Origin of the sequence: Streptococcus koreensis (assembly GCF_003627135.1) — a bacterium.
Taxonomy (GTDB): Bacteria; Bacillota; Bacilli; order Lactobacillales; family Streptococcaceae; genus Streptococcus; species Streptococcus ilei.
Genome location: NZ_CP032620.1, coordinates 248,211 through 271,224 on the forward strand (window position 1 = coordinate 248,211; position 23,014 = coordinate 271,224).

General features: G+C 43.3%; 22 protein-coding genes and 2 tRNA genes. All 24 read right to left on the reverse strand.

From position 1 onward, the window contains the following. Positions 1–21: 21 nt before the first annotated feature. Positions 22–94: transfer RNA gene (locus D7D50_RS01330), tRNA-Thr, on the reverse strand. Positions 95–220: 126 nt separating this feature from the next. Then, entirely contained in the window at positions 221–1,627 is a 1,407-nt protein-coding gene (lacG, locus tag D7D50_RS01335; RefSeq protein WP_023027670.1) for a 6-phospho-beta-galactosidase, read from the reverse strand. Positions 1,628–1,721: 94 nt separating this feature from the next. Beyond that, positions 1,722–3,422 carry a lactose-specific PTS transporter subunit EIIC gene (locus D7D50_RS01340; RefSeq protein WP_023027669.1) on the reverse strand — a complete coding sequence of 567 codons (1,701 nt, stop codon included), beginning with the start codon at positions 3,420–3,422 and terminating at the stop codon, positions 1,722–1,724. Further along, complete coding sequence (locus tag D7D50_RS01345; protein WP_117745228.1) at positions 3,422–3,739, reverse strand: PTS lactose/cellobiose transporter subunit IIA; 318 nt, start codon at positions 3,737–3,739, stop codon at positions 3,422–3,424. Before D7D50_RS01345 ends, D7D50_RS01340 begins: the two co-directional genes overlap by 1 nt. Before the next feature lie 42 nt (positions 3,740–3,781). After that, positions 3,782–4,615: a PRD domain-containing protein gene (locus D7D50_RS01350; RefSeq protein WP_023027667.1), complete on the reverse strand. Its 834-nt coding sequence runs from the start codon at positions 4,613–4,615 to the stop codon at positions 3,782–3,784. Between the two features lie 291 nt (positions 4,616–4,906). Next, positions 4,907–5,887 carry a tagatose-bisphosphate aldolase gene (gene lacD / locus D7D50_RS01355; protein WP_120701281.1) on the reverse strand — a complete coding sequence of 327 codons (981 nt, stop codon included), beginning with the start codon at positions 5,885–5,887 and terminating at the stop codon, positions 4,907–4,909. 1 nt (position 5,888) lies between these two features. Further along, positions 5,889–6,818: a tagatose-6-phosphate kinase gene (locus D7D50_RS01360; protein ID WP_117745227.1), complete on the reverse strand. Its 930-nt coding sequence runs from the start codon at positions 6,816–6,818 to the stop codon at positions 5,889–5,891. Positions 6,819–6,829: 11 nt separating this feature from the next. Further along, entirely contained in the window at positions 6,830–7,345 is a 516-nt protein-coding gene (gene lacB / locus D7D50_RS01365) for a galactose-6-phosphate isomerase subunit LacB (protein ID WP_023027663.1), read from the reverse strand. A 16-nt stretch (positions 7,346–7,361) separates the two neighbouring features. Beyond that, a complete protein-coding gene (gene lacA / locus D7D50_RS01370; protein ID WP_023027662.1) occupies positions 7,362–7,787 on the reverse strand; it encodes a galactose-6-phosphate isomerase subunit LacA in 426 nt (141 codons plus the stop codon). Between the two features lie 213 nt (positions 7,788–8,000). Next, positions 8,001–8,756 (reverse strand): DeoR/GlpR family DNA-binding transcription regulator, encoded by a 756-nt coding sequence (locus tag D7D50_RS01375; protein WP_023027661.1) that lies wholly within the window; start codon positions 8,754–8,756, stop codon positions 8,001–8,003. Between the two features lie 154 nt (positions 8,757–8,910). Further along, positions 8,911–9,792 carry a class II fructose-bisphosphate aldolase gene (locus tag D7D50_RS01380; RefSeq protein WP_023027660.1) on the reverse strand — a complete coding sequence of 294 codons (882 nt, stop codon included), beginning with the start codon at positions 9,790–9,792 and terminating at the stop codon, positions 8,911–8,913. A 193-nt stretch (positions 9,793–9,985) separates the two neighbouring features. Then, the gene (locus D7D50_RS01385; RefSeq protein WP_117744904.1) at positions 9,986–10,438 is read right to left on the reverse strand and encodes a hypothetical protein; all 453 of its coding nucleotides are present in this window, start codon (positions 10,436–10,438) and stop codon (positions 9,986–9,988) included. Between the two features lie 81 nt (positions 10,439–10,519). Further along, positions 10,520–10,605 (reverse strand) — tRNA-Leu (locus tag D7D50_RS01390). A gap of 163 nt (positions 10,606–10,768) precedes the next feature. Next, positions 10,769–11,464: a B3/B4 domain-containing protein gene (locus D7D50_RS01395; protein WP_120701282.1), complete on the reverse strand. Its 696-nt coding sequence runs from the start codon at positions 11,462–11,464 to the stop codon at positions 10,769–10,771. Positions 11,465–11,728: 264 nt separating this feature from the next. Continuing rightward, complete coding sequence (gene rpoE / locus D7D50_RS01405; protein WP_023022170.1) at positions 11,729–12,307, reverse strand: DNA-directed RNA polymerase subunit delta; 579 nt, start codon at positions 12,305–12,307, stop codon at positions 11,729–11,731. Positions 12,308–12,524: 217 nt separating this feature from the next. After that, the gene (tig, locus tag D7D50_RS01410) at positions 12,525–13,808 is read right to left on the reverse strand and encodes a trigger factor (RefSeq protein ID WP_048691525.1); all 1,284 of its coding nucleotides are present in this window, start codon (positions 13,806–13,808) and stop codon (positions 12,525–12,527) included. Positions 13,809–14,026: 218 nt separating this feature from the next. Beyond that, a complete protein-coding gene (locus D7D50_RS01415; protein WP_023022168.1) occupies positions 14,027–14,590 on the reverse strand; it encodes a TIGR01440 family protein in 564 nt (187 codons plus the stop codon). A gap of 3 nt (positions 14,591–14,593) precedes the next feature. After that, entirely contained in the window at positions 14,594–15,064 is a 471-nt protein-coding gene (locus D7D50_RS01420) for an ECF transporter S component (RefSeq protein WP_023022167.1), read from the reverse strand. Next, positions 15,054–15,815: a bifunctional hydroxymethylpyrimidine kinase/phosphomethylpyrimidine kinase gene (locus tag D7D50_RS01425; RefSeq protein ID WP_120701283.1), complete on the reverse strand. Its 762-nt coding sequence runs from the start codon at positions 15,813–15,815 to the stop codon at positions 15,054–15,056. The genes D7D50_RS01420 and D7D50_RS01425 overlap by 11 nt, the downstream gene beginning before the upstream one ends. Further along, positions 15,805–16,554, reverse strand: coding sequence for a tRNA pseudouridine(38-40) synthase TruA (gene truA, locus D7D50_RS01430; RefSeq protein ID WP_120701284.1), 750 nt, complete (start codon positions 16,552–16,554; stop codon positions 15,805–15,807). The genes D7D50_RS01425 and truA overlap by 11 nt, the downstream gene beginning before the upstream one ends. 146 nt (positions 16,555–16,700) lie before the next feature. Then, complete coding sequence (locus tag D7D50_RS01435) at positions 16,701–20,264, reverse strand: family 20 glycosylhydrolase (protein WP_120701285.1); 3,564 nt, start codon at positions 20,262–20,264, stop codon at positions 16,701–16,703. A gap of 642 nt (positions 20,265–20,906) precedes the next feature. Continuing rightward, positions 20,907–22,148 (reverse strand): aminopeptidase, encoded by a 1,242-nt coding sequence (locus D7D50_RS01440; RefSeq protein ID WP_120701286.1) that lies wholly within the window; start codon positions 22,146–22,148, stop codon positions 20,907–20,909. A gap of 18 nt (positions 22,149–22,166) precedes the next feature. Then, positions 22,167–22,316, reverse strand: a complete 150-nt coding sequence (locus D7D50_RS10120) for a hypothetical protein (protein WP_167444695.1) — start codon at positions 22,314–22,316, stop codon at positions 22,167–22,169. Positions 22,317–22,331: 15 nt separating this feature from the next. Further along, a complete protein-coding gene (locus tag D7D50_RS01445; RefSeq protein WP_120701287.1) occupies positions 22,332–23,009 on the reverse strand; it encodes a hypothetical protein in 678 nt (225 codons plus the stop codon). Positions 23,010–23,014: the final 5 nt, after the last annotated feature.

The following is a 23,014-nucleotide window of genomic DNA, read 5'->3' on the forward strand; positions in this document are numbered from 1 at the left end:
GCTTTTTCTTGTGTAGTTTGATGCCGAATGCAGGGATCGAACCTGTGACCTACGCGTTACGAGTGCGTTGCTCTACCAACTGAGCTAATTCGGCAATTACCCCTATAGTATAGCACTTTGAAGAAGGCTGTCAATAGTAGCTAGTAGAAAATTATCAAAAAATATTATCGAGTCAAAAAGACCTACCCTTACGGATAAGCCTTCTCACATGTTTATTTCTTTATTCAATCACTTGGCTTCCTGCTACTTTCTTGTACCAGTGAGCTGATTTCTTTGGATAACGTTCTTGGGTTTCAAAGTCCACATAAAAGAGACCATAGCGTTTTTCGTAACCATTTGACCAAGAGAAGACGTCCATGAGTGACCAAATGAAGTAGCCTTTGACGTTTGCCCCATCCGCAATCGCATCGGACAGAACTTCCAAGTGTTGTTTCACATAATCAATCCGTCCATCGTCATAAACCGTATTGTCCACAAACTCATCTTTGTAGCCCAGTCCGTTTTCAGTAATGTAGATTTTCTTATAATTTGGATAATCCGCCTTCACACGCATGATCTGATCATATAGCCCTTGAGGATAAATGATCCAGTCCCAGTCAGTGCGAGGTACATAGTCAGGAGCTACACGACGACCAACACCTTTAATTTGGTACTTAGAGCTTCCTTTTTCCCCTTTACCGTTGTGGATGATTTCAGTTTCACCATCAAATGCTTCCATCCAATCACTCATGTAGTAGTTAATTCCAAGGAAGTCGTTCAAATCTTTAGCTGCTTCAAGCGCTACAAAGTCTTCGTCACGAAGATCCAAGCTACCACCATTTACTGATAAGATGTGGTTTACCCCTTCCATGGTTGCATCTGAGTAGTGTCCAAGGTAAGTAGCATCCAAGATAAATTTGTTGTGGATGATATCTTCCAACTCAGCCGCACGAACATCTGCTGGATTTTTCGGATCCAAAGGATACTTAGTTGGAAGAGCATGTACGACACCAATTTCACCCGCATAACCTTTGTCTTTGTACAATTTCACAGCACGGGCGTGCGAAATCATCATATTATGGTGTGATTGGAAAACTTTGGCAAGATCATACTGGATTCCTGGCGGGAATTTACCTACCAGGTACTGACCATCACCGATGGGACCAATTTCATTGAAGGTTGTCCAATAGTTAACTTCTGGGAATTCTTCAAAACAGAAGGCAGCATAATCTACAAAGTGTTGGATGTTTTCACGATTCAAGAAATCTCCATTTGAATGAAGAGCTTCTGGTGTATCAAAGTGATGGAGGGTTACAAAAGGCTCCACATGGCGTTTGTGGCATTCCGCAAATAGATTGTGGTAGAATTCAACCCCTTTAGGATTGACTTCCCCGTAGCCAGTTGGGAAGATCCGCGACCAAGCGATGGAAATCCGGATGCCATTGACACCGTATTCTTCAGCCAATTGAAGATCTACTGGATATTTGTGGTAGAAATCACTTGCTGGTTCTGCTGTATACCAATAGTTATCAGCTAAGTATTTGTCCCAAGCAACTGGACCTTTTCCATCAGTATGAGTAGCACCTTCTGCTTGATAGGCAGCCGTTGCCCCACCAAAAATAAAATCTTTAGGAAGTGTTTTTGTCATTATTTCACCTATTTCTTGATTGAATCAAATGAAAAGTGAGAGGAGAGGAGCTAGTGAGCCATCCATCTCCATCTCACTTCTTAGTTCTTAGTTCTTATTCTTCAAATTGAGCTTGAACAAAGGCGAGAGCACCTTGTCCATCACGTGTTAGTTTAATGTACTGAGCACCTTCTGTCTTAGCCAGTTTGATGCCCAACTTGTCTGTTTCTGCCTTCATATCTTCGAAGTTTGAAGCAACCTGAGGAGCTAAGATGACTAGATCAAACTCTGGCAACATTTCACGGTGGGCACCGTAACCACCTGCTGCCGCTTTGACAGGAACCTTATATTCAGCTGCAGCCTTATTCAAGGCATTGGCAAGGAGGCCACTGGTTCCTCCACCTGCACAGAGAACCAAGACGTTTGTTTCTTCTGTAATCGTATTTTCAGCTGGTGCATCTTCAACACCTGCTTTTTCAAGAATAGCGTCTGCTTTGGCAGTATTGAAGTTTGCAGCTACTTTTTCTTTTAATTCATCGTTTGCTTTACCAGAGCGTTCTTCTTCAAGAATCTGCTCATCATAAACCTTGAGGAATGGATAGTAAATAGCAACGTCTACAACAATCAGGAGGGCCGCCAAGATAAAGGACAAGACTTGGAAGTTCGTACCCAAGATTTGTCCAAGTGGTGCTGGAGTAGTCCATGGAAGGTTGGTCGTGAATGAGTTCATCCCAAGCGTTTCAATAAAAAACTTGAAGATCCAAACGTTAGCGATTGGCGCAAAGATAAATGGAATAAAGAAGATTGGGTTCAATACAAGTGGTGCACCGAACAAGATTGGCTCGTTTACACCGAAGAAAGTAGGAACGACTGATGCACGTCCAATAGCACGATTTCGTTTCGATTTACATAGCCACATAAACATAAATGGAACTACTAGGGTCGCACCTGTTCCACCCATGGTAACGATAAACATTTGCGTACCAGAAGTGAGAATCTTATCCGCATGCATCCCTTCTTTTAGCAAATTCAAGTTAACTTCGGCATTTGCGTAAGTAATCGCTGCAATAGCAGGTTCAACAATAGATGGTCCGTGAATCCCAACAAACCAGAAGAAAGCAAAGGCCCCAAAGATAATGGTAATTCCTACATAGCCATCTGCTGCAGAGAAGAGAGGAGCGAAGAGTTTACCAATCGATTCGGCCACACTTGCCCCGTCAATATGACGAACAATCAAATCAAGAGCATAAAGAGAAACAACTGAGAGTGTGAATGGAATCACATCTTTAAAAACTTGAGAGATATTCGGTGGAACTTCGTCCGGCATGCGGATGGTAACATTGTTTTTCACACAGACCTTGTAAATATTAACAGTAACAAAGGCCGCAAGGAAAGCAGAAAGCAAACCTTTTGTTCCAAGGAAACCTGTAGAAATACCACCTTCAATTGGGTCAGCAGCCAGCATCAACAAACCAACGATTGCTGCCAAAAGTGTTGACATATAGTTGATTTGATTGGTTTTTTCCATATTACGATTGACAGAGTCTGTTAAGGACTTGGCTGTTGTTCCTGCTACCAATAGAGCAAGGATCCCCATGGAATAGCTGTAAGGTTTCATCAAGAAGCCCACTACATCATCAGACCATTGGAAGCCCCATGAGTTTGGTACGAAGGCAATCAAGATAAAGATACTTGAAAAGAGAATGACTGGCATTCCCGCAATAAAGCCATCACGGATGGCGCGGAGATAAATATTCCGCGATAATTTTTCAAAGAAAGGTTTCTTTTTTTCAATAAATTCAATTAATTTATGCATTATTTTACTCCTCTTTTGTATAGTTCAATGAGATGATGAATCACATCTTTTAATAGGATCGTTGTCATTAAGTGGTCCTGCCCATGCATCATGGTAATGCTGTAAGGGAGGTCTTCTCCGGCTGCTTCTTGCGCTAGCATAGTTGTTTGAGACTTGTGAGCCTCTGCGATGCAGCTTCCTGCTTCTTCTACCAAGCTTTCCGCTTGAGCGAAGTCACCCTTCTCAGCTGCCTTGAGGGCCTCCAAAAGTTTAGAGCGAGCATCCCCTGCATAGGCAACGATCTCAAAACCTAATAGTGTCATTTCTTCTTTGGTCATGACCAATTCCTCCAATTTGAATTTCTTAATTTTTAAAAGTTGTTACAATAATCGTTGAATGTGTAAGACAAGATAGACCCGTTCGCTCTTGTACAAGTCAACTCCAGTCTCCCTAGAAATCACATCATAAATCTTGGAACCAATCTCAAAGGCTTTGGGATAGGAGCTTTTGATGTGCTCCTCCATATCTAGAAGTGATTGATTATCGTCTCGATTGCGATCCAGGTAATCCAAGAAGTAGTTGAGATGAATCATGAAGCGATCATAAAAGTTATTGTTGGTCTCGGTTCGTTTGATTGAGTAACTATCCAAAACCTCTTCCACACCTTTTAAGATTTCTTTGCGCTGGTCCATGGAATCCACGATTTCCACTCCATTTTCACCTTCTGCGTTGATGAAATGATAGGCGATGCGAGTGATCTCATCTTCAGGGAAGCTAGTTGTGAGCTTCTCCCGATAGATATCTACTGCCTCTTTGGCAATCTCAAAAGCCACTGGATAGTTCTCCGAGATATCCAAAAGATTACTTTCCTTATACCTGCCTTGGGTCATTGCTTGGTAAGAGCAAAACATGTGGTCGGTCAAGGTCACATAGATATATTCTTGAACGGGATAGTGATACTTTTTGATCAAGTAATCAATCATCTCGTAGGTCACTGTGATGAAGTCTAACGGAACATCTTTTAGCAGGGTCATAAAGTTCTCTCGGGATTCCTCTGTTTTCATCCGAAAGAGCTTTTCTACCTTTTCTTTAGGGACTAGGTCGCCCTTCTTTTTCCCAAAAACAATTCCTTTTCCAATGACAATCAGTTCTTCCCCTTTGTCATTTCTCACCAGAGCAACATTGTGATTGAGTGGATTTAAAATCCGATACATGGTACTCTCCTTGCTAGTTTATTTAAGGTTTAGGGTATAAAAAATGACCACAAATGAGATCAGAGAGGGTTCTCCCCGATTCATCTGTGATCATGCGTAATCTAACTTACTAACACTCACCTTGTATTCACTTATGGACTAAGTATAGCATACGCTTTTGTTTTTGTAAACCCTTTCTTAACAACTTTTTAACTTTTTTGTTTTTTCCTAACAAATAGCTGTTTATAGCTGTCTTCTCTGGGCTCTTCAAGGAAATTTGAACGCCCATCGTTAAAGGAGTGGTCTACACTTTTAAATACGCTCTTTCCAAGAAGTTGCGACTTGGTCCAAGACTTGGTTGAGTTCTTCAATGTTGCGACGACCTTCGGTACGCAACCATTCACGAGCCGCCTCTTCCCCATTCTTGATGTAGGCTTCTACAGATCCAGCCCAAGTTGCACGTCCGCAAAGAACCCCGTTGAAGTTTGCGCCTGCTTCATGGGCAAAGACTAGGGTTTCTTGGAAGAGTTTGGCAGAAACACCTGCACTCAAGTAGATGTATGGAAGGTTGGTTGCTTCTTCTTGTTCTTTAAAGAAGGCTGCAGCTTCCTCACGGCTATGCACAATTTCTCCATCGCCAAATCCTTCTACGTATTTGACGTTAACTGGCACTTCTACTTTCAAGACATCGATGTTGAAGCGTGGGTCTGAGAAGACTTTCATCGCTTCGATGACTTTGCGAGGTTTCACTTTAGCGTATTCTACAGAACCTGCATCAGCGATTTTTTCATCATAAGCCAAGATTTCAAGGAAGAATGGAATTTCTTCTGCTACACATTCTGAACCGATGCGTTCGATGTAGGCTTGTTTTTCTTGGTTGAGTTCGTCTGCACTGTCCACATCATAGTAGAGCAAGAATTTCACTGCATCTGCACCTTGTTCTTTGATGCGTTTAGCTGACCAAAGGTTGAGGCAGTCTGGCAGACGCTTGGTGCTAGAAGTGTCATAGCCTGTTTTTTCATATGCCAACAAGAGCCCTGCTTCTGCATCCAAGACCTTGGTCGCTGGAAGTCCATACTCAGGGTCCAAGAGCATAGAAGATGCGAATGGTGTCAATTCTTCAGCCACCAAGACCTTCAATTCTTCCATTTGAGCCACTGTTGGTTCTGTGTCTTGGTATTGGGCCATGAGGCGTTTCAAGGCACCGCGTTGGTCAAAAGCCAAGGCAGAGATCACACCCTCTTTGGTGCTCAATTTTTCTAAATAGTTGCGTTTTTGTTCTGTTAATACCATCTTATACCTCTTTTACATTTATCTGTTGATACAAATCATCATAGTGATGAATATTGATATGGCCTGTCGTTGCTTCTTGAGCATTCAACATGCCAAGGACATTGGCTTTGGTTAAAAGCGCTTGGTCATCTTCCTGATGATAGAGAGCTGAGGCAATCCCAGCAACCGTTGAATCACCAGAGCCCACTGGGTTGACGACTTCAATTTTTGGAATATCCACTTTATAGAAGACATCTCCGTGTTTGGCAAAGGCACCGTCAGCTCCTAGGGAGACGATGATCCAGTCAATGCCTTCAAATAAGTCAGTTTGAAGAACTTCTTTTAATTGATCAAAATCCTTGGTTACCTCATAGCCCAGTAATTGGGACAATTCTTCATTATTTGGCTTGATAACCGTTGGTTTAATAGGGGCTGCTAGAGCTTTTTCTAAGGAAGCACCTGAGCAATCCAGAACGACTGGTTTTCCTGCCTTCTTAGCACGCTCGACCAATTTCACATAATAATCAACTGGTAACCCAGCTGGTAAACTTCCTGAGATAACAACAACTGTTACAGCTGGAAGCAAAGCTTCAAAGTGAGACAGAAAGGCTTTCCCTTCTTCTTCAGAAACAGATGGACCTTTTTCCAGGATTTCAGTTTGTTGCCCTTCGTGGAGAATAGCAATACAATTGCGGGTCTCCCCTTGAATTTCAAAGAATTCTTTGCCGATCTTCTGATCCAGATGTTCCAAGATAAATTGGCCTGTTGAACCGCCAACCAGACCAGTCGCTGAGACAGGATCTCCAATCTCTGCTAGGACCCGTGTGACATTGAGTCCCTTACCTCCTGCAGTTTTGCTTACCTTGCCTACTCGATTGACCGTATCCAATTGTAAGGTTTCTAATGGATAGGAAATGTCAATAGATGGGTTCATGGTTACTGTTAAGATCATAATCCCACCTCTTAGTCGTGGTATTCACCACGATCCCATTTTTCAAGGAATTCTGTGAAGAAATCCTCATCTTCTTGATGGTCGTTGTGGGTTTCCAAATGTTGAATCTTGGCGATCAATTTCTTGTTTTCTTCACTTGGTTTGTATTCTGCATGAATGAAAGCTTCAATAATATCGCACATGAGCAATTCACCAGTTACTTTCCCACCGAAACCAATGACGTTGGCATTGAGTTCTTCTTTGGCATAAAGTGCAGTTGTCATATCGCGGACCAAGGCTGAACGGATTCCAGGGACCTTGTTAACCGCGTTGTTAATCCCAACGCCAGTTCCACAGATACATACTCCAAAATCTGCAAGACCACTAGCTACAGCTTCTCCGACTTTTTTCCCAAAAATTGGGTAGTGGGTGCGAGCATGGTCATAGGTTCCGAAATCAAGGACCTCATAGCCTTTTGATTTCAAAAATTCTGAAACAGCCATTTTTTCATTCGTGACAATATGGTCACATCCAATTGCAATTTTCATTCTTTTACTCCTCCCTTTAGCACATCTTGTTGAGCATATCCACACGGATTTGGTGGCGACCACCGTCATACTTACCGTTAACAAATCCCTTGGCAATATTTTTGGCCAATTGGTCACCCACGATTTGAGCACCCATGGTGATCATGCGAGAATTGTTATGACCACGAGTCATATAAGCTGAACGCTCATCTGAAACTTCTGCCGCAACCATTCCTTTAATTTTAGTTGCGACCATGAAAGGACCTGCTCCATAAGCGTCAATAACAATCCCAAGATTGTCTTCTGCTTGTTTCACTTCTTTTGCAACAGCCAAGGTCACATCAACAAAGTCTTGCCCTTCTTCAGTAACATCCACCACTTGGAAACCTTCTGCTTCCAAACACTCTTTGACTACTTCTTTTAAGCGAATACCTGCTGCATCCGCACCAACTACAATTGCCATATGATTCTCCTTTTTATATTTCCGTCAACAAAGAAAGTTCTCCTCTTTCTTCATCCGACTTCGTTTTGTTGTTCACAAACATAGTATAGCGCTAATTTTGTTTGTTGTCAACTATATTTGTTTATTTTTTTCATTTTTGTTTTAATTTTCAATCTTATTCTGTTTATAACAAACAAAAAGAGAGAATGATTCTCTCTTTTTTCAGTTCATCATTTATACAATCACTCGTGTATACTCCTCTAATTCTTCATGTGCTTTCTCAGATGCATCGTCCGTTATCACTGCCGTCACTTTCTTTAAGGAGCAGATAGAGGTAAAGTCTTCTTTACCAATCTTGGAGGAATCAATCAGTAGGTAGGCTTCGGAAGAACGTTCTAAAGCCAACTTTTGCGTATAGGCTTCTTCGAAAGAAGATGTTAGAACGCGTCCATCCACTATGCCGTTCCCACTGAAAAACATCTTGTGGAAGTACATTCTTTCCATGAGAGTGTTCGTTATCTCGCCGACAAAAGCTTGACTGGTTTCTCGGAGCTCCCCTCCCAAGAGGATCACCTTAAAGGTATCACTTTTCTTCTTTAACAACTCTTGGAAAATCGGCAGACAGTTGGTCACCACGCGCAATTCCTTATTATTAATAGCTTCGGAAAGAACTTCAACAGAGGTCCCCGGTCCAAGGAAGATACTCTCACCTTCTTTTATCAGTTCGCAAGCTTTCTTCGCTACCTCACGCTTAGCCAGTATATTCTTGAGCAACTTCTCTTCATGAGGAAGTTCTCGTGAAGGGAGGAATTGGTTACTTTTAGCTCCGTTTCGAACCCGAATAATCAGCCCCTGTTTTTCCAGTTCAATCAAATCACGACGGACCGTCATATCCGACACCTGCATACTTTCCATTATATCTTGAACGTAAACGGTTCCAGCCTTATTAACCAGATTGATAATCTCATTCAGTCTTTCCTGTTTCTTCATTTCCTACCTACTTGCTTCGTTTTTGTTTATTATAACCTTAAACTGTCAGAATCGCAATCATTATTTGTTTGAAACAAACATTTTTCCAAAAAAGAGAAATCAAAAAGGTTTATCCTTACGGATAAACCTCTGGTTACTATCGTTTCAAGCGAAATTAAGCTTTGTTTTCTGAACCGAATACGTCGATACGTTCTTCAACTGAAGCTGTGATTGCTTCGAATCCTGGTTTCAAGAATTTACGTGGGTCGAAGAGTTTCTTCTTATCGTATTCTGCTTCGTTTGCATCGTATTCACGTACGAATTGACGAGTTGCGTTAGCGAATGCGATTTGGCACTCAGTGTTAACGTTAACTTTCGCAACACCAAGTTTGATAGCTTCTTGGATTTGGTCATCAGGGATACCTGAACCACCGTGCAATACGATTGGGAATCCTGGAAGAGCTTCTGTCAATTTCTTCAAGTGGTCAAGGTCAAGACCTTCCCAGTTTGCTGGGTATGGACCGTGGATGTTACCAATACCTGCTGCCAAGAAGTCGATTCCTGTAGCAACCATTGCTTTAGCATCTTCGATTGGTGCCAATTCACCTTTACCAACGATACCGTCTTCTTCACCACCGATTGTACCAACTTCAGCCTCAACTGAGATACCTTTAGCGTGAGCTTTTTCTACAACTTCTTTCGCCAATTTAAGGTTTTCTTCAACTGGAAGGTGTGATCCGTCGAACATGATTGAAGTGTAGCCAACTTCAATACACTCAAGAGCATCTTCGTAGTGACCATGGTCCAAGTGGATTGCAACTGGTACAGTGATACCCATTGCTTCAACAAGGTTAGCGATCATGTTGCGAGCTACTTTGTAACCACCCATGTATTTAGCAGCACCCATAGAAGTTTGGATCAAAACTGGAGCTTTTTTAGCTTCTGCTGCACGCAAGATAGCTTGAGTCCACTCAAGGTTGTTTGTGTTAAATCCACCAACTGCGTAACCATTGTCACGAGCTGCTTGGACAAATTTTTCTGCTGAAACGATTGCCATTAGTAGTAGGCCTCCTCTAATTTATTGTGGTTAAACCACTTACATTGTTTATTTTATCACTTTTTAGATGAAAATGCTAGCTTTTCCTGTAGCTTTAAGCGCTTTCTTATGATAAATGAGGAGGAATGCTTACTTTCCCAAGACTTCTACAGCCCATAGAAACGCAAAAGAAGGGAGCCCAAGCTCCCTCTTTTTAATCCTCTGCTTTAAAATTTTTTAATGAAACTAAAAATGCAATCCCGGAAATCACTAGGAATCCTCCTGCGACCCATTGAGAATAGAAGAAATAAGTAAATTCATGAACTTTCCCAAAGATTTTTCCAAATAGCCACATCAAGGGACTTTCAAGATACGAAAAACTCCAGGACAAAATAAGGAGATTCGCAAATAAAAGAATGAGACCCGCTACCAGAAAGAGATTGGAAATCCACTTATGAATCCTCTTTTCATCTTTTAGGAGCCACCTAGAAGCGATGGCTAGAATACAGACAAAGAAGTTCCAGCTAATTAAAGCCATCAAGGCACTTCCGAAATCTTCATGAGCAGCGAGCCCCATGGCCAAAATCATGACTGGAGCAAAAAAATTAATGGCACTTCCTATGAGCGCTAGGAGCCCATTGATCAAAACCAGATAGTTCTTCTTCATGTTCACACCTCATCTCACACCTATTCTATCATAAAGTTTTGAAAAACAAAAAAGACAGCCGAAGCTGTCTTGATCATCTGATGCGGAGAGAGGGACTTGAACCCTCACGACCTAAAGCGGTCACAGGATCCTTAGTCCTGCGCGTCTGCCAATTCCGCCATCCCCGCGATTGAGTACCTTACTAGTATATCAATCTTCTACTTTCTTGTCAAGATTTTTTTCAAACTTTTTTCAAAGGTTGCAGATTTTCACAGGTTAAGCAGAGCGTCGGCAGCTTCACTTGTCTCTCCTGTTCAAATGAGGATTCATCCCTATTACAGAAGGGCTCCTTTAAGGGACTGGAATTGTCTCACTGGGGGTAACCAGATATTTTTCAAATTCTAAATCAGGCATGCATGAGGCCAAATCTTCTCTGATCCGATCAAGTGCTTCCAAGCGCATCTCTACAGAGGTCGCTCGATTCCCTTGGATGATAAAGAGGACATTGCGGGTCGTCTCCTCCATCTTGTAGCGTTCACCATCTCTCACATCTAGCCAGGCCATAATACCTTGTTGATCTCGGTAGACCGGATCGCTTTCACTAACATGCTTTTCGGTTGATAAGATGGGCAAAAAGCTATCCTCTCTTTGACTAATCGTAAACTCGATTGGCCCCTGGGTCTTATCCAAATCATGCCCTCCGATGGCTAGAAAAGAACTGAGGCATTCGACGTTATAGATATCAATCACACTATTAATCGTAGGAAGGAAGCCACGACTTTGAATATTCTTAATCAAAGCAAGAATAGTTGGTGGGTTCTTCTTAACACTACGACCTACTTCCTTCAACAAGTCAATGTAGCCTTGTACAACCGGCTCCTCTTTCACTGAGCTGAGATCGCAATTTAAAGCCCAAGCTTCCATGTCCTTCTTTTTAGCTAAAAAATCTGCAGATAAGGGAGCTTGTGGATTCAACTGTTTTGCCACTCCAATCACTACCGTCTCAATCCCTAAATCCACCAAACTTTGATTCAGTATCCAGTCCATATTCCCTTCCTCCTTCTGCACTAGGTTAGGCTTACACCCTCATTATACTCCTCCTTGAACCATCCTTCAAGTAAAGAAAAGAGAGTGGGACAGAAATCGGTCATTCGTTAGAATTCGATTTCGTCGTCCCACCTCCTCACAGTTGAGTAGGGCTGTAAAAGCTGATGAAATCAGCGTAGTAGAGCCTACTCAACCACTGCGTCTTGCTCGACAATCCAAAGAAAATAAAGAGGCTAGGACTTTTGTCCCAGCCTCTTTTTTGGATTATTCTTCTTCTTCGTAAGACTCTTCTTCGTCTTCTTCGTCAGTTAACTCAACTTCCACATCCAACTCATCTGGTGAGATTTCATTAATTTCAGCGTCATATGCTTCCACTTCATCCTTCTCATCTTCTGGGTTTTCATCGTCGTAAGTAAGCGCTGGATCTGCTTCATAGACATCTTCGTCTTCTGGATCATCCGCATTGTAATCAATCGCGTCTTCATCTCCATCCATAAAGGCGTTGACACGTTTTTTCTTACGTTTCTTAGGCTCTTCGTCTTCATCTGTTTCTTCAAGAGCGATGATTTCTTCATCTACCTCATCGATGGCATACCATGAGCGAAGTCCCCATTTGTTATCTCCTAGTGGGATAAAGCTTCCATCCACATTCAATTCCGTATAGAACAATGGAAGAGCTTCACGAATTTCACTGTTTGATTTTTCGAGGTAGTTTTGAATTTCATTGACCAGGTCATTGAAATACATTTCATGATCACGGCCACGTGACTCCAAAATCGCACGGGCTACTTCAATCATTGAAAGTTCACTTTTTTCTTGTCCAGCAAATACTTCTAATTCCAAGGTAGATCTCCTTCATTTTTATCTCAAGGCAACACTCTTTTCATTAAAAAAGAGGATACCCCTAGAATACATCATTTATCGTTACACTCTATTGTACGATAATTTTCCCCTTTCGTCAAAGGAAAATTCCGTGCCAATAAGAAGAGAAAAGCCGGGACACATGGCCTCAGCTTTTCTTCTTATGACTTATTTCCATCAAGATGGAAGATCGTCTTTTTTATTTTACTTTTGCAGTGCTTGTGATCACTTCAACAGCTTTCTTCACAGCAATATCGTGTTTCAACATTTCTGGTGAAAGCAAGCTACGAACTTGTTCAACTGGCATGTTGTAGTCTGCTGCCAATTGTTCGATTTCTGCAGTTACTTCTTCGTCAGTTGCTTCGAAGCCTTCTGCTTTAGCAACTGCTTCTACGACAAGGTTTGTCTTAGTACGTGCTGCTGCATCTGCTTCATATTGTTTGTGAAGATCTTCTTGAGTTGTACCAGTGATTTGGAAATACATATCTGGAGAGATTCCTTGACGTTGCATGTTTCCAAGGAATTCGTTAACAGCACGGTGTACTTCTTCGTGGATCATTTCTTCTGGAAGGTCAACGATTTCTGCATTTTCTACTGCAAGGTCAATCGCTGCTGACTCAACTGCATCTTTGTAAGCTTCTTCTTTTGCTTCAGCCAACTCTTTGCGGTATTTTTCTTTCAATTCAGCAAGAGTTTCAACTTCTTCGTCGATGTCTTTTGCCAATTCATCGTCAAGAGCTGGTACTTCTTTTGCTTTTACTTCGTGGATGGTTGTCACGAATTTTGCTTCTTTACCTGCAAGGTCAGTTGCTTGGTAGTTTTCTGGGAAAGTTACGATAACATCAACTGTTTCACCAGCAGAGTGTCCAACCAATTGGTCTTCGAAACCTGGGATGAATTGACCTGAACCAAGTCCAAGTGAGAAGTTATCTCCTTTTCCTCCGTCAAATTCAACACCGTCAACAGAACCTACAAAGTCGATCACAACGGTATCACCTTCAGCTGCTGGTCCTTCTTTGATGACCAATTCAGCCAAGTTGTTGCGTTCGCGTTCGATACGTGCATCTACATCTTCATCTGTTACTTCTTTAGAAACTTCTACAGATACTTCAAGGTCTTTGTAAGCACCCAATTTTACTTCTGGTTTTGTAACAACATTTGCTGTCAATGTCCAATCTTGACCTTTTTCCATTGATACAACGTCAAAAGTTGGTTGAGCAACCACTTCAAGACCTGCTTCTTTTACTGCTGCTTCATAAGCTGCTGGAAGAAGATCGTTCAAAGCATCTTGATAAAGTGATTCTTCACCAAAACGTTGGTTGAAGATTGGACGTGGAAGGTGACCTTTACGGAATCCTGGTACGTTCAAGTTTTTCTTAACAGATTCAAACACGCGATCTAAAGCTGGTTTAATTTGTTCTTGACTAATGGTGAAAGTCAATACACCGCGGTTTGTTTCTTTGTTTTCAAATGATACAGACATTCTGTCTCTCCTTAAAATAATATAGTCATTCCTAATAATTTTACCATAAAACTTCGAAAATGCAAGTTTTTGGGCATCCTGGTTTTGTGGAAACTGCTTCTTTTTTAGCAATTTTATAGTGGTTTCTGCAGACCAATAGATTTCAAATCCCTTTCCTCTCTCAAAATTGGTCCCGAAACAAAAAAACTAGTCCATGTCTTGAACTAGTTTCCTTCTTATTAAGATTTTCGAAGCGGATCTTCTTGGTAAGAAGCACGCGCCCCTCCGATTAACTTCGGACGACTAGCTAGAGCCGTCACATGAGCGCCCCCCAGTTCTTTCAAGACAGGACGAACAGGTACTTGCACATGCTTGACATGCATCCCGATAGAGGTATCTCCAATATCTAATCCTGCCTGAGCTGTGATAAATTCAACTTCGACTGGGTCTTTCATATAACTGAAAGCTGCCAACTGACCGGCACCACCCGCATGGAGGCTCGGTAGTACATTAACGATTTCTAAGTCTTTCTTTTCTGCTAGTTCACGTTCGACCACCAGAGCTCGGTTAAGGTGCTCACATCCTTGAACCGCTAAATAAATCCCTTTGGGAGTTAGGGTATCTAGGATGGTTTTCACAATGGCTTGCCCAATCTCTAAACTTGAGTTCTTACCGATACTTGCTCCAGCGACCTCGCTGGTTGACAGGCCTAACACAAGGATTTGCCCCTGACGCAGATGAGCCTTGGATAAAAGATCCAGCAAGATTTCCTGGGTTTCTCTTTTTAATTGCTCCAACTCCATCTTCTAATTCCCCTTCTTTGGTAAGAAATGATAAAGAGCATATCCTAGAGCCATACCAACGAAGTTTTGAACCAAATTATGAGGAATCTCCGCTAAGGCTGGCCCCCAGTTGTTTCCTAAAAAGAGCGCTGAAGCTAGTGCATAGCCACCTACCATGATGACAGTAGCAAGTAACAGACCGATATAGCGGGCTTTTCCTTTAAAGCCAGCAAAGTAGCCTTGAGCTCCGTGGAAAAGAAGACTAAAGAACATCCATTGAGGATAACCGGAGACGAGGTCTAAGAGAAAGGCACCAAGACCACCAACTACTGCTCCTTCTTTGCGCCCCAAATAAAAGGCGGTGAAGTATACACCTAGATCCAGCAAGGTCACCATCCCGGTAGGAGTTGGCAACTTGGTATAATAGCCTAGCACTACCGTCAAGGCAGATAAAATGGCTAAGCGGGCGATTACTTGGGTACGTTTATTGGTCATATTGAACTACTCCGTATTGATCTGATTTTTGAATGGCTTGGTAGACGAAAACTTTTGAAGCCTCGACAGCTTCTAAAGGTCCCTTCCCTTGGACTAACTGGCTTGCAATACTAGATGCAAAAGTACAACCAGCTCCTGTATTATTCTTTTCTAGGACGGCTTCTTCGAAGACCGTAAAGTCCTTTCCGTCATAAAAGACATCGATGGCTTTTTCTTGGTTGAGGCGATTGCCCCCTTTGACCACGACATTGGCTGCTCCCAATTCATGGAGTTTACGAGCAGCCTCCTTCATATCATCGAGCGATTGAATTTTGCTTTGGGTCAAGATCTCAGCCTCTGGTAAGTTTGGTGTGATGATGGTCACAGAAGGGAAGAATCTGATTAATTCATCTCGAAGGGCTGATACCTCCACATCATGGGTTTCCTTGCAGACCAAGACAGGGTCTAAGACGACAGGGATATCCGCATGGTCCTTGACGTAGTCCAAGGCCAGATCTGCTACTTCAACATTTGGCAAGAGGCCGAGCTTAATAGCAGAAAAAGGAACATCCTTGAGAGAGTTGAGCTGTTGGGCAAAGGTCGTCGGATCCACCGGAATGACTTCAAAACCATGCTCGGTCATGGCTGTCAAACAAGTCACCGCTACAAAACCATGCTGCTTGTTGGTCGTATAGGTCGCAAGGTCCGCATGAAGGCCTCCCCCACTAAAAATATCATTTCCTGAAATAGCTAGAATCAATTCAATACTCATAACGGATCTCCTTTAAGTATAAGCCATTTGGCGCTGCTGTTGGACCTGCTAGATTGCGGTCCTTTTTTTCTAAAATCAAGTCAATTTGCTCAACCGGCATTCGTCCATTGCCAATCTTTAGCAAGGTCCCCACCATATTGCGGATCTGTTTGTAAAGAAAACCATTGCCCGAAAAGGTAAAGAGAAGGCGATGATTTGCCGCATCCTCGATCAAGCGAGCCTCTGTAATCGTCCGAACCTTGTCTTCCACACTGGTACCCGAAGCTGTGAAGCCAGTGAAATCGTGGGTCCCCTCAAATTTTTGGATGGCTTCTTGCATCTTGGCCACATCCAAGGGGTAAGGATAGGGAGTTGCATAGTGGCGCATCATGGGATTTTTGGGGCGGCCATAATCCACGATGAATTCGTAGGTCTTGCTATGCTTCTGGTAGCGCGAATGGAAGTCATCAGGTACTTGCTCCACCCGGATAAAGTCAATATCCTCTGGAGTTTGGGTATCGAGGGCAAAGCGGAGCTTTTCCTCATCCCGCGACTGGGGGAGATCAAAATGGATGACCTGGCCAAGGGCATGGACACCTGCATCCGTCCGTCCCGCTCCGTGAATGGTCACAGGATTTCCTTGATTCAGACGCATCAAGGTCTTCTCGATTTCTTCTTGCACACTACGCGCATGCGGTTGTCGTTGGAAACCCGCAAATAGAGTTCCATCGTAAGAAATAGTTGCTTTGTATCGTGTCATGTTTTTATTTTATCAAGTTCATCCAAGCGGAACAAGGCAGAAAAGCGACAACTGTCCGGGTACAGTTTTTAGGACAAAAAAAGAACCAAGTCTTTCCTTTTCCATCTCTGGAAAACTAGAAAAACTTAGTTCAATCGGGGGGCTGATTAGTCTTCTTCCCTTCCTTTGAGACTCATACCTGTCGCTCCTAAGATGGCTCCAAGTAAGGCTAAACCTAAGATAGACTCTTGGCCAGTTTCAGGAAGCTGTTGGCTAGAAGGTGCTTGATCTTGCACCGGTGCTAGCTTAGCCTCTTCTACTGGTTTTTGTTTTGAAGCGACTGGAGCTGGTTGAGGGTTCACAAGCGGCTTCACTTCAGGAGCTACTGGTCTGACTTGATGATGACCTCCTTGATCGACTTGAGGTAGGTCTGCTTGAGGACTCGGACTATCCTGTGAACCTGGAGTCGGAGTGACCACTTCTGCCTCCTTGCTTCCCACTTCCACAATCTCAGAAACAGCTTCTTTCGAAACTTCTGTTCCTATCACTTGGCGGCTCTCATCAAGAGCAGATACTGCAACAAATTCACGATGTTGGCCTTTGACACCTGTCTGAACCACTTTTCGTTCGCCCTTAGCTAAGTCTGGATTCGTACGTTCGACAACTTCAAAGTCCACTTCTTTTTCAACGATTTCCAAGCTTGGTTTGTCTTCTACCAAGGCTCTGACATCATTTTCTGCTTGGCTTCCCACTTGGGTGATTGGTTTCAACTGGCTGAGAGCTTGAGTTAATTGTTCAACCTGTTCTACCACTTTTTCTTGGTGGGCACGACTAATCGTCCAATTTAACTGGTCTAGCACCGTTGCAAGAGCTGAACGAGATTCCTCTGTATAGATGGAAAGATCTGTTGGAACACTGGCAAGAGCCGAACGAAGGGCCGTATAGTCAGCTTTGAAATAGTCCTTATTGTGGTTGGCAAAGGCAGTCATAAGTTCAAAGATTTCTTCTTCCTTGTACTCAGCGCTTGGTCTATCTGCCCAGATAGCTACCATACTACCAACAGTAGGAAGATCAACCTCAGGATATTTAGTTGAAGCTAGCTGGTTGAATGGAGTTTTTTCAGTATTTTCGATAGCTTTCTTGAGGAAGCCACCACCATCTTCAGGTTTTTGACCGAGGATATAGTACCAATCTCCGTTAGTGTTAAGGAACTTATACCCCTTGCTTGCTAGATATTGAGGAGATGCGAGGTTATAGCCCCACCATCCTTTAGACCAGTAAGAAATTAAGACATCCTTGTCAAAGGCAACATCATCTTCGTCTCCATAGTAGAAACCATCGTTAAAGGCCATTGGTTGCAAGCCTTTTTCGCGGGCCATGGCTGCGAGACTGTTGGCATAGTCCGCAAATTTACCATAGAGCTCATACCATTTGAGGTAGTACCAACCTTGGGCATTGGTAGCATCATTGGCGTATTCGTCTGTTCCGTAGTTAAAGATCTTAGACTTACCTTTAAAATAGTCCATGTACTTGCCAATTAGGGCCTTAGTAAAGTTGACTGCTTCTTCGTTGGTCAGGTCCATAGTTGTCTTAGAAACCGTATCAAAGGTCGCTTGCGGATGTTCGATACCTAGTTTTTGCATCGCTACCAAGATGGCATCCATGTGGCCTGGACTATTGACTGCTGGGATCAAACCAATGCCTTTTGAGGTAGCATAAGCTAGCAACTCATCCATTTCTGCTTGGGTCAAGGCTTGACCATTTGGATCGTCATAATAGGCCTTGGTTCCTTCAAGGATAGCAGCCTTCACATCGTCGCTAGTGTAGGTTTTGCCATTTGCCTCCAGGCTCATATCATCGAGGACAAAGCGCATACCATCATTTCCGACAAGAAGGTGCAAGTCAGAGTACCCTAGCTCACTGGCCTTGTCCACGATTCGTTTCAACTGATCCAGTGAGAAGTATTTGCGCCCTGCGTCAATGGAAATCACTTTGCTCTTAGCTAGTTTTTCAGCAGCTTCCTTGTCCGCCAACTCTTTGGCATAGCTTTCTGTATGGACCAAAGCCTCTTGAGCGGCTTTGAGAGAAGCAATCAGTTCTTTCGCTTCTGCTCGAGTCGTGTCTGCTCCTACCCCTTCCAAAGCTTTTTTAGCTTCTGTAAAGGCTACTAGAGACTCTGGTGTATAGTGATCCAAATCAGTTGGAGCTTCTGCAAGAGCTTTTTCAACCACTTCAGGATCCGCTACAAAGTAGTCCGCATTCTTGTCCGCAAAAGCGTGCATGAGCTTAAAGAGAAGGTCTTTTTTGTAGGTTGCGGATGGCGTATCTGCCCAGGCAGCTACCATTCCACCGATGAAGGGAACCTTAGCCCCATCATTTTTCTGAACGGAATCGATCGCTGATTTAGAAATTCCTTCGAGACCTTGATCAAGATTGTACCAACCCGATCCAGCCTTGTCACGACCGAGGACATAGTACCAAGCATCATTGGTATTCAGAATTTGATGGCCTAGTTCAGACAAAAGCTTGGATGAAGCAACATCATAGCCATTCCAACCACCTGTCCAGTAGGATACAATGATATCCTTATCAAAAGTTCCATAGGAAGTATCGCCATTGTAGTAGATTCCATCGTTGAAGGCCATTGGCTTCATCTTATGTTTTTTCACAATAGCCGCTAGATCATTGGCATATTGGATAAATTTTTCGTATCCTTTGTCTGGATAGCCTTCATCTGGCCAATGCTTGCTGGCTTGAAGGACTTGCCAACCATGGGCATCTGTTGCATCATTGGCATATTCGTCCAAACCAATGTTAAAGATTTCTGCCTTGCCACTGAAATAAGCCGCATACTTGTCCACCAAGGCTTTGGTGAAATCTAGGGCTTTTTGGTTGTCTAAATCAACGGTCCGTTCTGATTTTTTCGTACCAAAGTAATTGAAGTGAGGGTTTTCGATCCCCAATTGCTCCATAGCTGTCAGAATGGCATCCATGTGACCTGGGCTATTGATCGTTGGAATCACGCCTATATTCTTGGATTTGGCATAAGCCAAAATGTCATCCATTTGAGCTTGAGTCAAGGCTGTCCCATTTGGATCATCATAATAAGCCTTGGTTCCTTTTTCGACTGCTTCCTTCACTGCCTGGCTCGAGTAGGACGTATCTCCTACTTGCAAGGACATATCATCAAGGACAAAGCGCAAACCATCATTTCCAACTAAGAGATGTAAATCGGTATAGCCCGTCTTACTAGCTTCATCAATGATTTCCTTGATTTGATCAGGTGAGAAGTATTTGCGACCAGCATCGATAGAGATGACCTTTTTCTTGGCCAATTTTTCTTCTTGCTCTGGATCTTTAGCTGGTGTTTCAGTCGTTGCTGTTACCGGTTGAGCTGCCACATCAGCTTCTGTGACAGAGATTGCTTCTTCACGAATCAAGCGATCAAGATCGGATGCGCGTAATTCTCGATCAGGTAGGGTCGGTTGACTTTGATCGACGATCGGAGCAGGAACAATTGGTTTTTCTACTGCCGGCTGAGTAGCTTCCTCAGTAGCAGGGAGAGGCAAGTCTCCTTCACTTGACTGCGTCGGTAGAGCCGTTGCAGGGCTTTCTGTAACGCTCGGCGTATCTGCTGCTACGACTTGACCACTGGCAAAAAAGCCAACCAATACCGAAGCAACTCCTACAGCATACTTGCGAATAGCATAACGTGGTTGATGTGATTTCATCAGGACCTCCTAAAATTTGTTGTGTGTAAACGCTTACTTTCAGTCTATCTAGAAAGTAGGCCCTCGTCAAGGCTTCTTTGCAAGGTTCTTTAATTAAGAGAAGAAGCTATAAAATTTTATCCCTATATTTCATTAAACTAGAGGACACAAGAAAAAGAGCTTGACTGTTAAAACCAAACTCTTTATTTTTATTCTCAAAAAACAACCGCTCTGAGTGCCTGATTTTTATTTCTTGGCGCAGTGGTTGAATGCTCAAAACACTGTTTTGAGTGGCGGATAGGGATTGCGAAGTAAGGCCCTTCCTAAGCAACTGGACGGGGGTACTAAAAAGGTCCGGTGGACCTTTTTTGCCCGAGCCTTAAATCCAAAAAAGCGAGGAAGAAATCGAGACTGCGTCTACTGATTTCTGTCTCTCGGCGCAGTGGTTGATTGGAACTACTCCTACCTACGGTACTCGTACTTCCTAATCAACTGTGCGGGAGCAGGACTACGAAATCAAACTCTTCGAGTTACTGATTTCTGTCTCTCGGCGCAGTGGTTGATTGGAACTACTCCTACCTACGGTACTCGTACTTCCTAATCAACTGTGCGGGGGCAGGACTACGAAATCGAGACTGCGTCTACCGATTTCTGTCCTGCTCCCTATATTGCCCAATCTCCGTTGCGGAATACTGGGACGCGGGTGCCGTCTTCTCGGATGCCGTCGATATCCATTTGGCTTGAGCCGATCATAAAGTCGACGTGGACGTCTGAGCGGTTAAGTCCTGCTGCTTCGAGTTCTTCTTCTGTAAACTCTGCACCACCTTCTACACTGGTTGCATAGGCTGCCCCAATGGCCAAGTGGTTAGAGGCATTTTCGTCAAAGAGAGTGTTAAAGAAGGTAATCCCTGATTGGGAAATTGGGCTTGGGTCTGGTACGAGGGCACACTCACCCAAGGCACGCGCTCCCTTGTTTTTGAAGACCAAATCTTTCATGACTTGATCGCCTTTTTCAGCTGTAATATCTACAATTTCCCCATTTTCAAAGGTCACTTTGATCCCTTCGATGATATTCCCATTGTAGCTAAGCGGTTTTGTAGAAGTGACATAACCTTCTGCGCGACGGAAGTCAGGAGCTGTGAAGACCTCTTCTGTCGGCATATTTGGCAAGAATCCTTCGCCTTGGGCATTAATAGCTCCGGCTGATTCCCAAACGTGGTTTTTCGGTAAACCAAGGGTCAAATCTGTTCCAGGCGCTGTGTAATGAAGGGCTGAGAATTGCTCTTTGTTAAGTGTATCTGCTTTGCTCTTGAGAATAGCAGCATGCTCTTCCCAAGCCTTGACTGGATCTTCTTCGTAAACCCGGCAGGTCTTGAAGATTTGATCCCACAGGAGATCCACTGCTTCTTCATCGCTAGCCGCATTTGGGAAGACCTTCTTCGCCCATTCTAACCCTGCTGCAGCAGCAACTGTCCAGCTGACCTTATTAGACTGAGTGGCGATGCGCATGGGTTTCATGGCCATGCCCAAAGCCTTAGCAGAGGCAGAAAGCTTCTCTGCATCGACACCATTTAAAGCACCTGGGTCAGACGAGCGAACACCCAAGCGACTGGCCTTATGTTCCAAGAGGTAGTTCATCTCTGCAATCTTGTAGTCAGGTATATTGTCCAAGCGATCCATCGGTGCATGGAGGAATTTTTCCCGGTTAGTGAAGTCGTCGGCCCATTGGACAATGACTTCGTGTGCCCCTAAAGCATAAGCTTCCTTCACAATCAAGTGGGCTAATTCTCTTTGCTCCACATCGATGTTCAAGGCCAAGGTATGGCCAGGTTGCACGTTAACTCCGTTCGCAACCAACAATTTAGCGTACTTTTCTAAGTTTTCTTTAAAATTTGGTAAAACCATTTTCAATCCTTTTCTATATTAATCCTTTAAAAGTGACAAGAGGCTTGCTACCACGACAGTGGAGCAGACCAAGCCAGTGACTTTTAAAATTGTATCGGTATCTAGCTCTAATTGATAGCTAAATGTTTTTTGAGCAGGTTTGTCTTCTGCAAAAATTTTCACCCTCATCGTTCCATTCCTTTCTTAGTCATCCTCCTCACCTAGATAGAGACGTCGTGCCTCTGGGCTGTTGGTAAGAATATCGATATAGGTTTCATAATCATCGGGCAGGGGCTTTCCTAAAGAGATATCTAGCTCTGGATTCACATTTTTCCCATGAAGAAAGCAGAGATAGAGACGTTCATTGAGCGTCGGAAAGACTTCGATCGACATGAGCTCAGCCTGACCTACCCGCTCCCAATCCTGCTCTTGGATATCTGGTAGGATATAGGCTTGGAAGAGTCCCATTAGAGGATTATCCTCTGGTAGGCCACTTTCCTTATCCGCCTGAACCAAAGAAAGCCGTTGGCCAAAACCAGCTACTTGGCGCTCCCGTCCCTTCACCGAAACCGTAATCGGATGCCCTTCCATATGGCTATAAATCCATTCTTTAGGTAGCCGATAATCTAAGAGTGGCTCAAGATCTTTGACAATCGTTACAGGACTATAGCGTAGAAACTGACGAGTGACTGCTTTACAAAAGAGAATATTCTCCTCTTTCAAGGTCACTCCCTTCCAACTATTTTCCTCCTTAAAATGGTTAAAAAATACCAGATAGGGCTCTCGGACCATTTGTGCTAAGACATAGACGCTATTCCTTAGGCGAATGGAAATGACTTTCCCTGACTTCCAGGGTGTTGCTCTTTTTTTCTTTTCTATCATTAGCT

What these genes read in the sequence shown, in the direction of transcription:
- lacA (WP_023027662.1), bottom strand. Translation starts at nt 7,787, where the DNA reads ATGGCAATTGTAGTTGGTGCGGATGCAGCAGGTATTCGCTTAAAAGAA.
- D7D50_RS01425 (WP_120701283.1), bottom strand. Translation starts at nt 15,815, where the DNA reads ATGAGTATTGAATTGATTCTAGCTATTTCAGGAAATGATATTTTTAGT.
- D7D50_RS01375 (WP_023027661.1), bottom strand. Translation starts at nt 8,756, where the DNA reads ATGAAGAAACAGGAAAGACTGAATGAGATTATCAATCTGGTTAATAAG.
- D7D50_RS01395 (WP_120701282.1), bottom strand. Translation starts at nt 11,464, where the DNA reads ATGGACTGGATACTGAATCAAAGTTTGGTGGATTTAGGGATTGAGACG.
- lacB (WP_023027663.1), bottom strand. Translation starts at nt 7,345, where the DNA reads ATGAAAATTGCAATTGGATGTGACCATATTGTCACGAATGAAAAAATG.
- D7D50_RS01360 (WP_117745227.1), bottom strand. Translation starts at nt 6,818, where the DNA reads ATGATCTTAACAGTAACCATGAACCCATCTATTGACATTTCCTATCCA.
- D7D50_RS01350 (WP_023027667.1), bottom strand. Translation starts at nt 4,615, where the DNA reads ATGTATCGGATTTTAAATCCACTCAATCACAATGTTGCTCTGGTGAGA.
- D7D50_RS01345 (WP_117745228.1), bottom strand. Translation starts at nt 3,739, where the DNA reads ATGACCAAAGAAGAAATGACACTATTAGGTTTTGAGATCGTTGCCTAT.
- lacD (WP_120701281.1), bottom strand. Translation starts at nt 5,887, where the DNA reads ATGGTATTAACAGAACAAAAACGCAACTATTTAGAAAAATTGAGCACC.
- tig (WP_048691525.1), bottom strand. Translation starts at nt 13,808, where the DNA reads ATGTCTGTATCATTTGAAAACAAAGAAACAAACCGCGGTGTATTGACT.
- D7D50_RS01440 (WP_120701286.1), bottom strand. Translation starts at nt 22,148, where the DNA reads ATGGTTTTACCAAATTTTAAAGAAAACTTAGAAAAGTACGCTAAATTG.
- D7D50_RS10120 (WP_167444695.1), bottom strand. Translation starts at nt 22,316, where the DNA reads ATGAGGGTGAAAATTTTTGCAGAAGACAAACCTGCTCAAAAAACATTT.
- D7D50_RS01435 (WP_120701285.1), bottom strand. Translation starts at nt 20,264, where the DNA reads ATGAAATCACATCAACCACGTTATGCTATTCGCAAGTATGCTGTAGGA.
- lacG (WP_023027670.1), bottom strand. Translation starts at nt 1,627, where the DNA reads ATGACAAAAACACTTCCTAAAGATTTTATTTTTGGTGGGGCAACGGCT.
- D7D50_RS01445 (WP_120701287.1), bottom strand. Translation starts at nt 23,009, where the DNA reads ATGATAGAAAAGAAAAAAAGAGCAACACCCTGGAAGTCAGGGAAAGTC.
- D7D50_RS01415 (WP_023022168.1), bottom strand. Translation starts at nt 14,590, where the DNA reads ATGGAGTTGGAGCAATTAAAAAGAGAAACCCAGGAAATCTTGCTGGAT.
- D7D50_RS01385 (WP_117744904.1), bottom strand. Translation starts at nt 10,438, where the DNA reads ATGAAGAAGAACTATCTGGTTTTGATCAATGGGCTCCTAGCGCTCATA.
- D7D50_RS01340 (WP_023027669.1), bottom strand. Translation starts at nt 3,422, where the DNA reads ATGCATAAATTAATTGAATTTATTGAAAAAAAGAAACCTTTCTTTGAA.
- D7D50_RS01420 (WP_023022167.1), bottom strand. Translation starts at nt 15,064, where the DNA reads ATGACCAATAAACGTACCCAAGTAATCGCCCGCTTAGCCATTTTATCT.
- truA (WP_120701284.1), bottom strand. Translation starts at nt 16,554, where the DNA reads ATGACACGATACAAAGCAACTATTTCTTACGATGGAACTCTATTTGCG.
- D7D50_RS01380 (WP_023027660.1), bottom strand. Translation starts at nt 9,792, where the DNA reads ATGGCAATCGTTTCAGCAGAAAAATTTGTCCAAGCAGCTCGTGACAAT.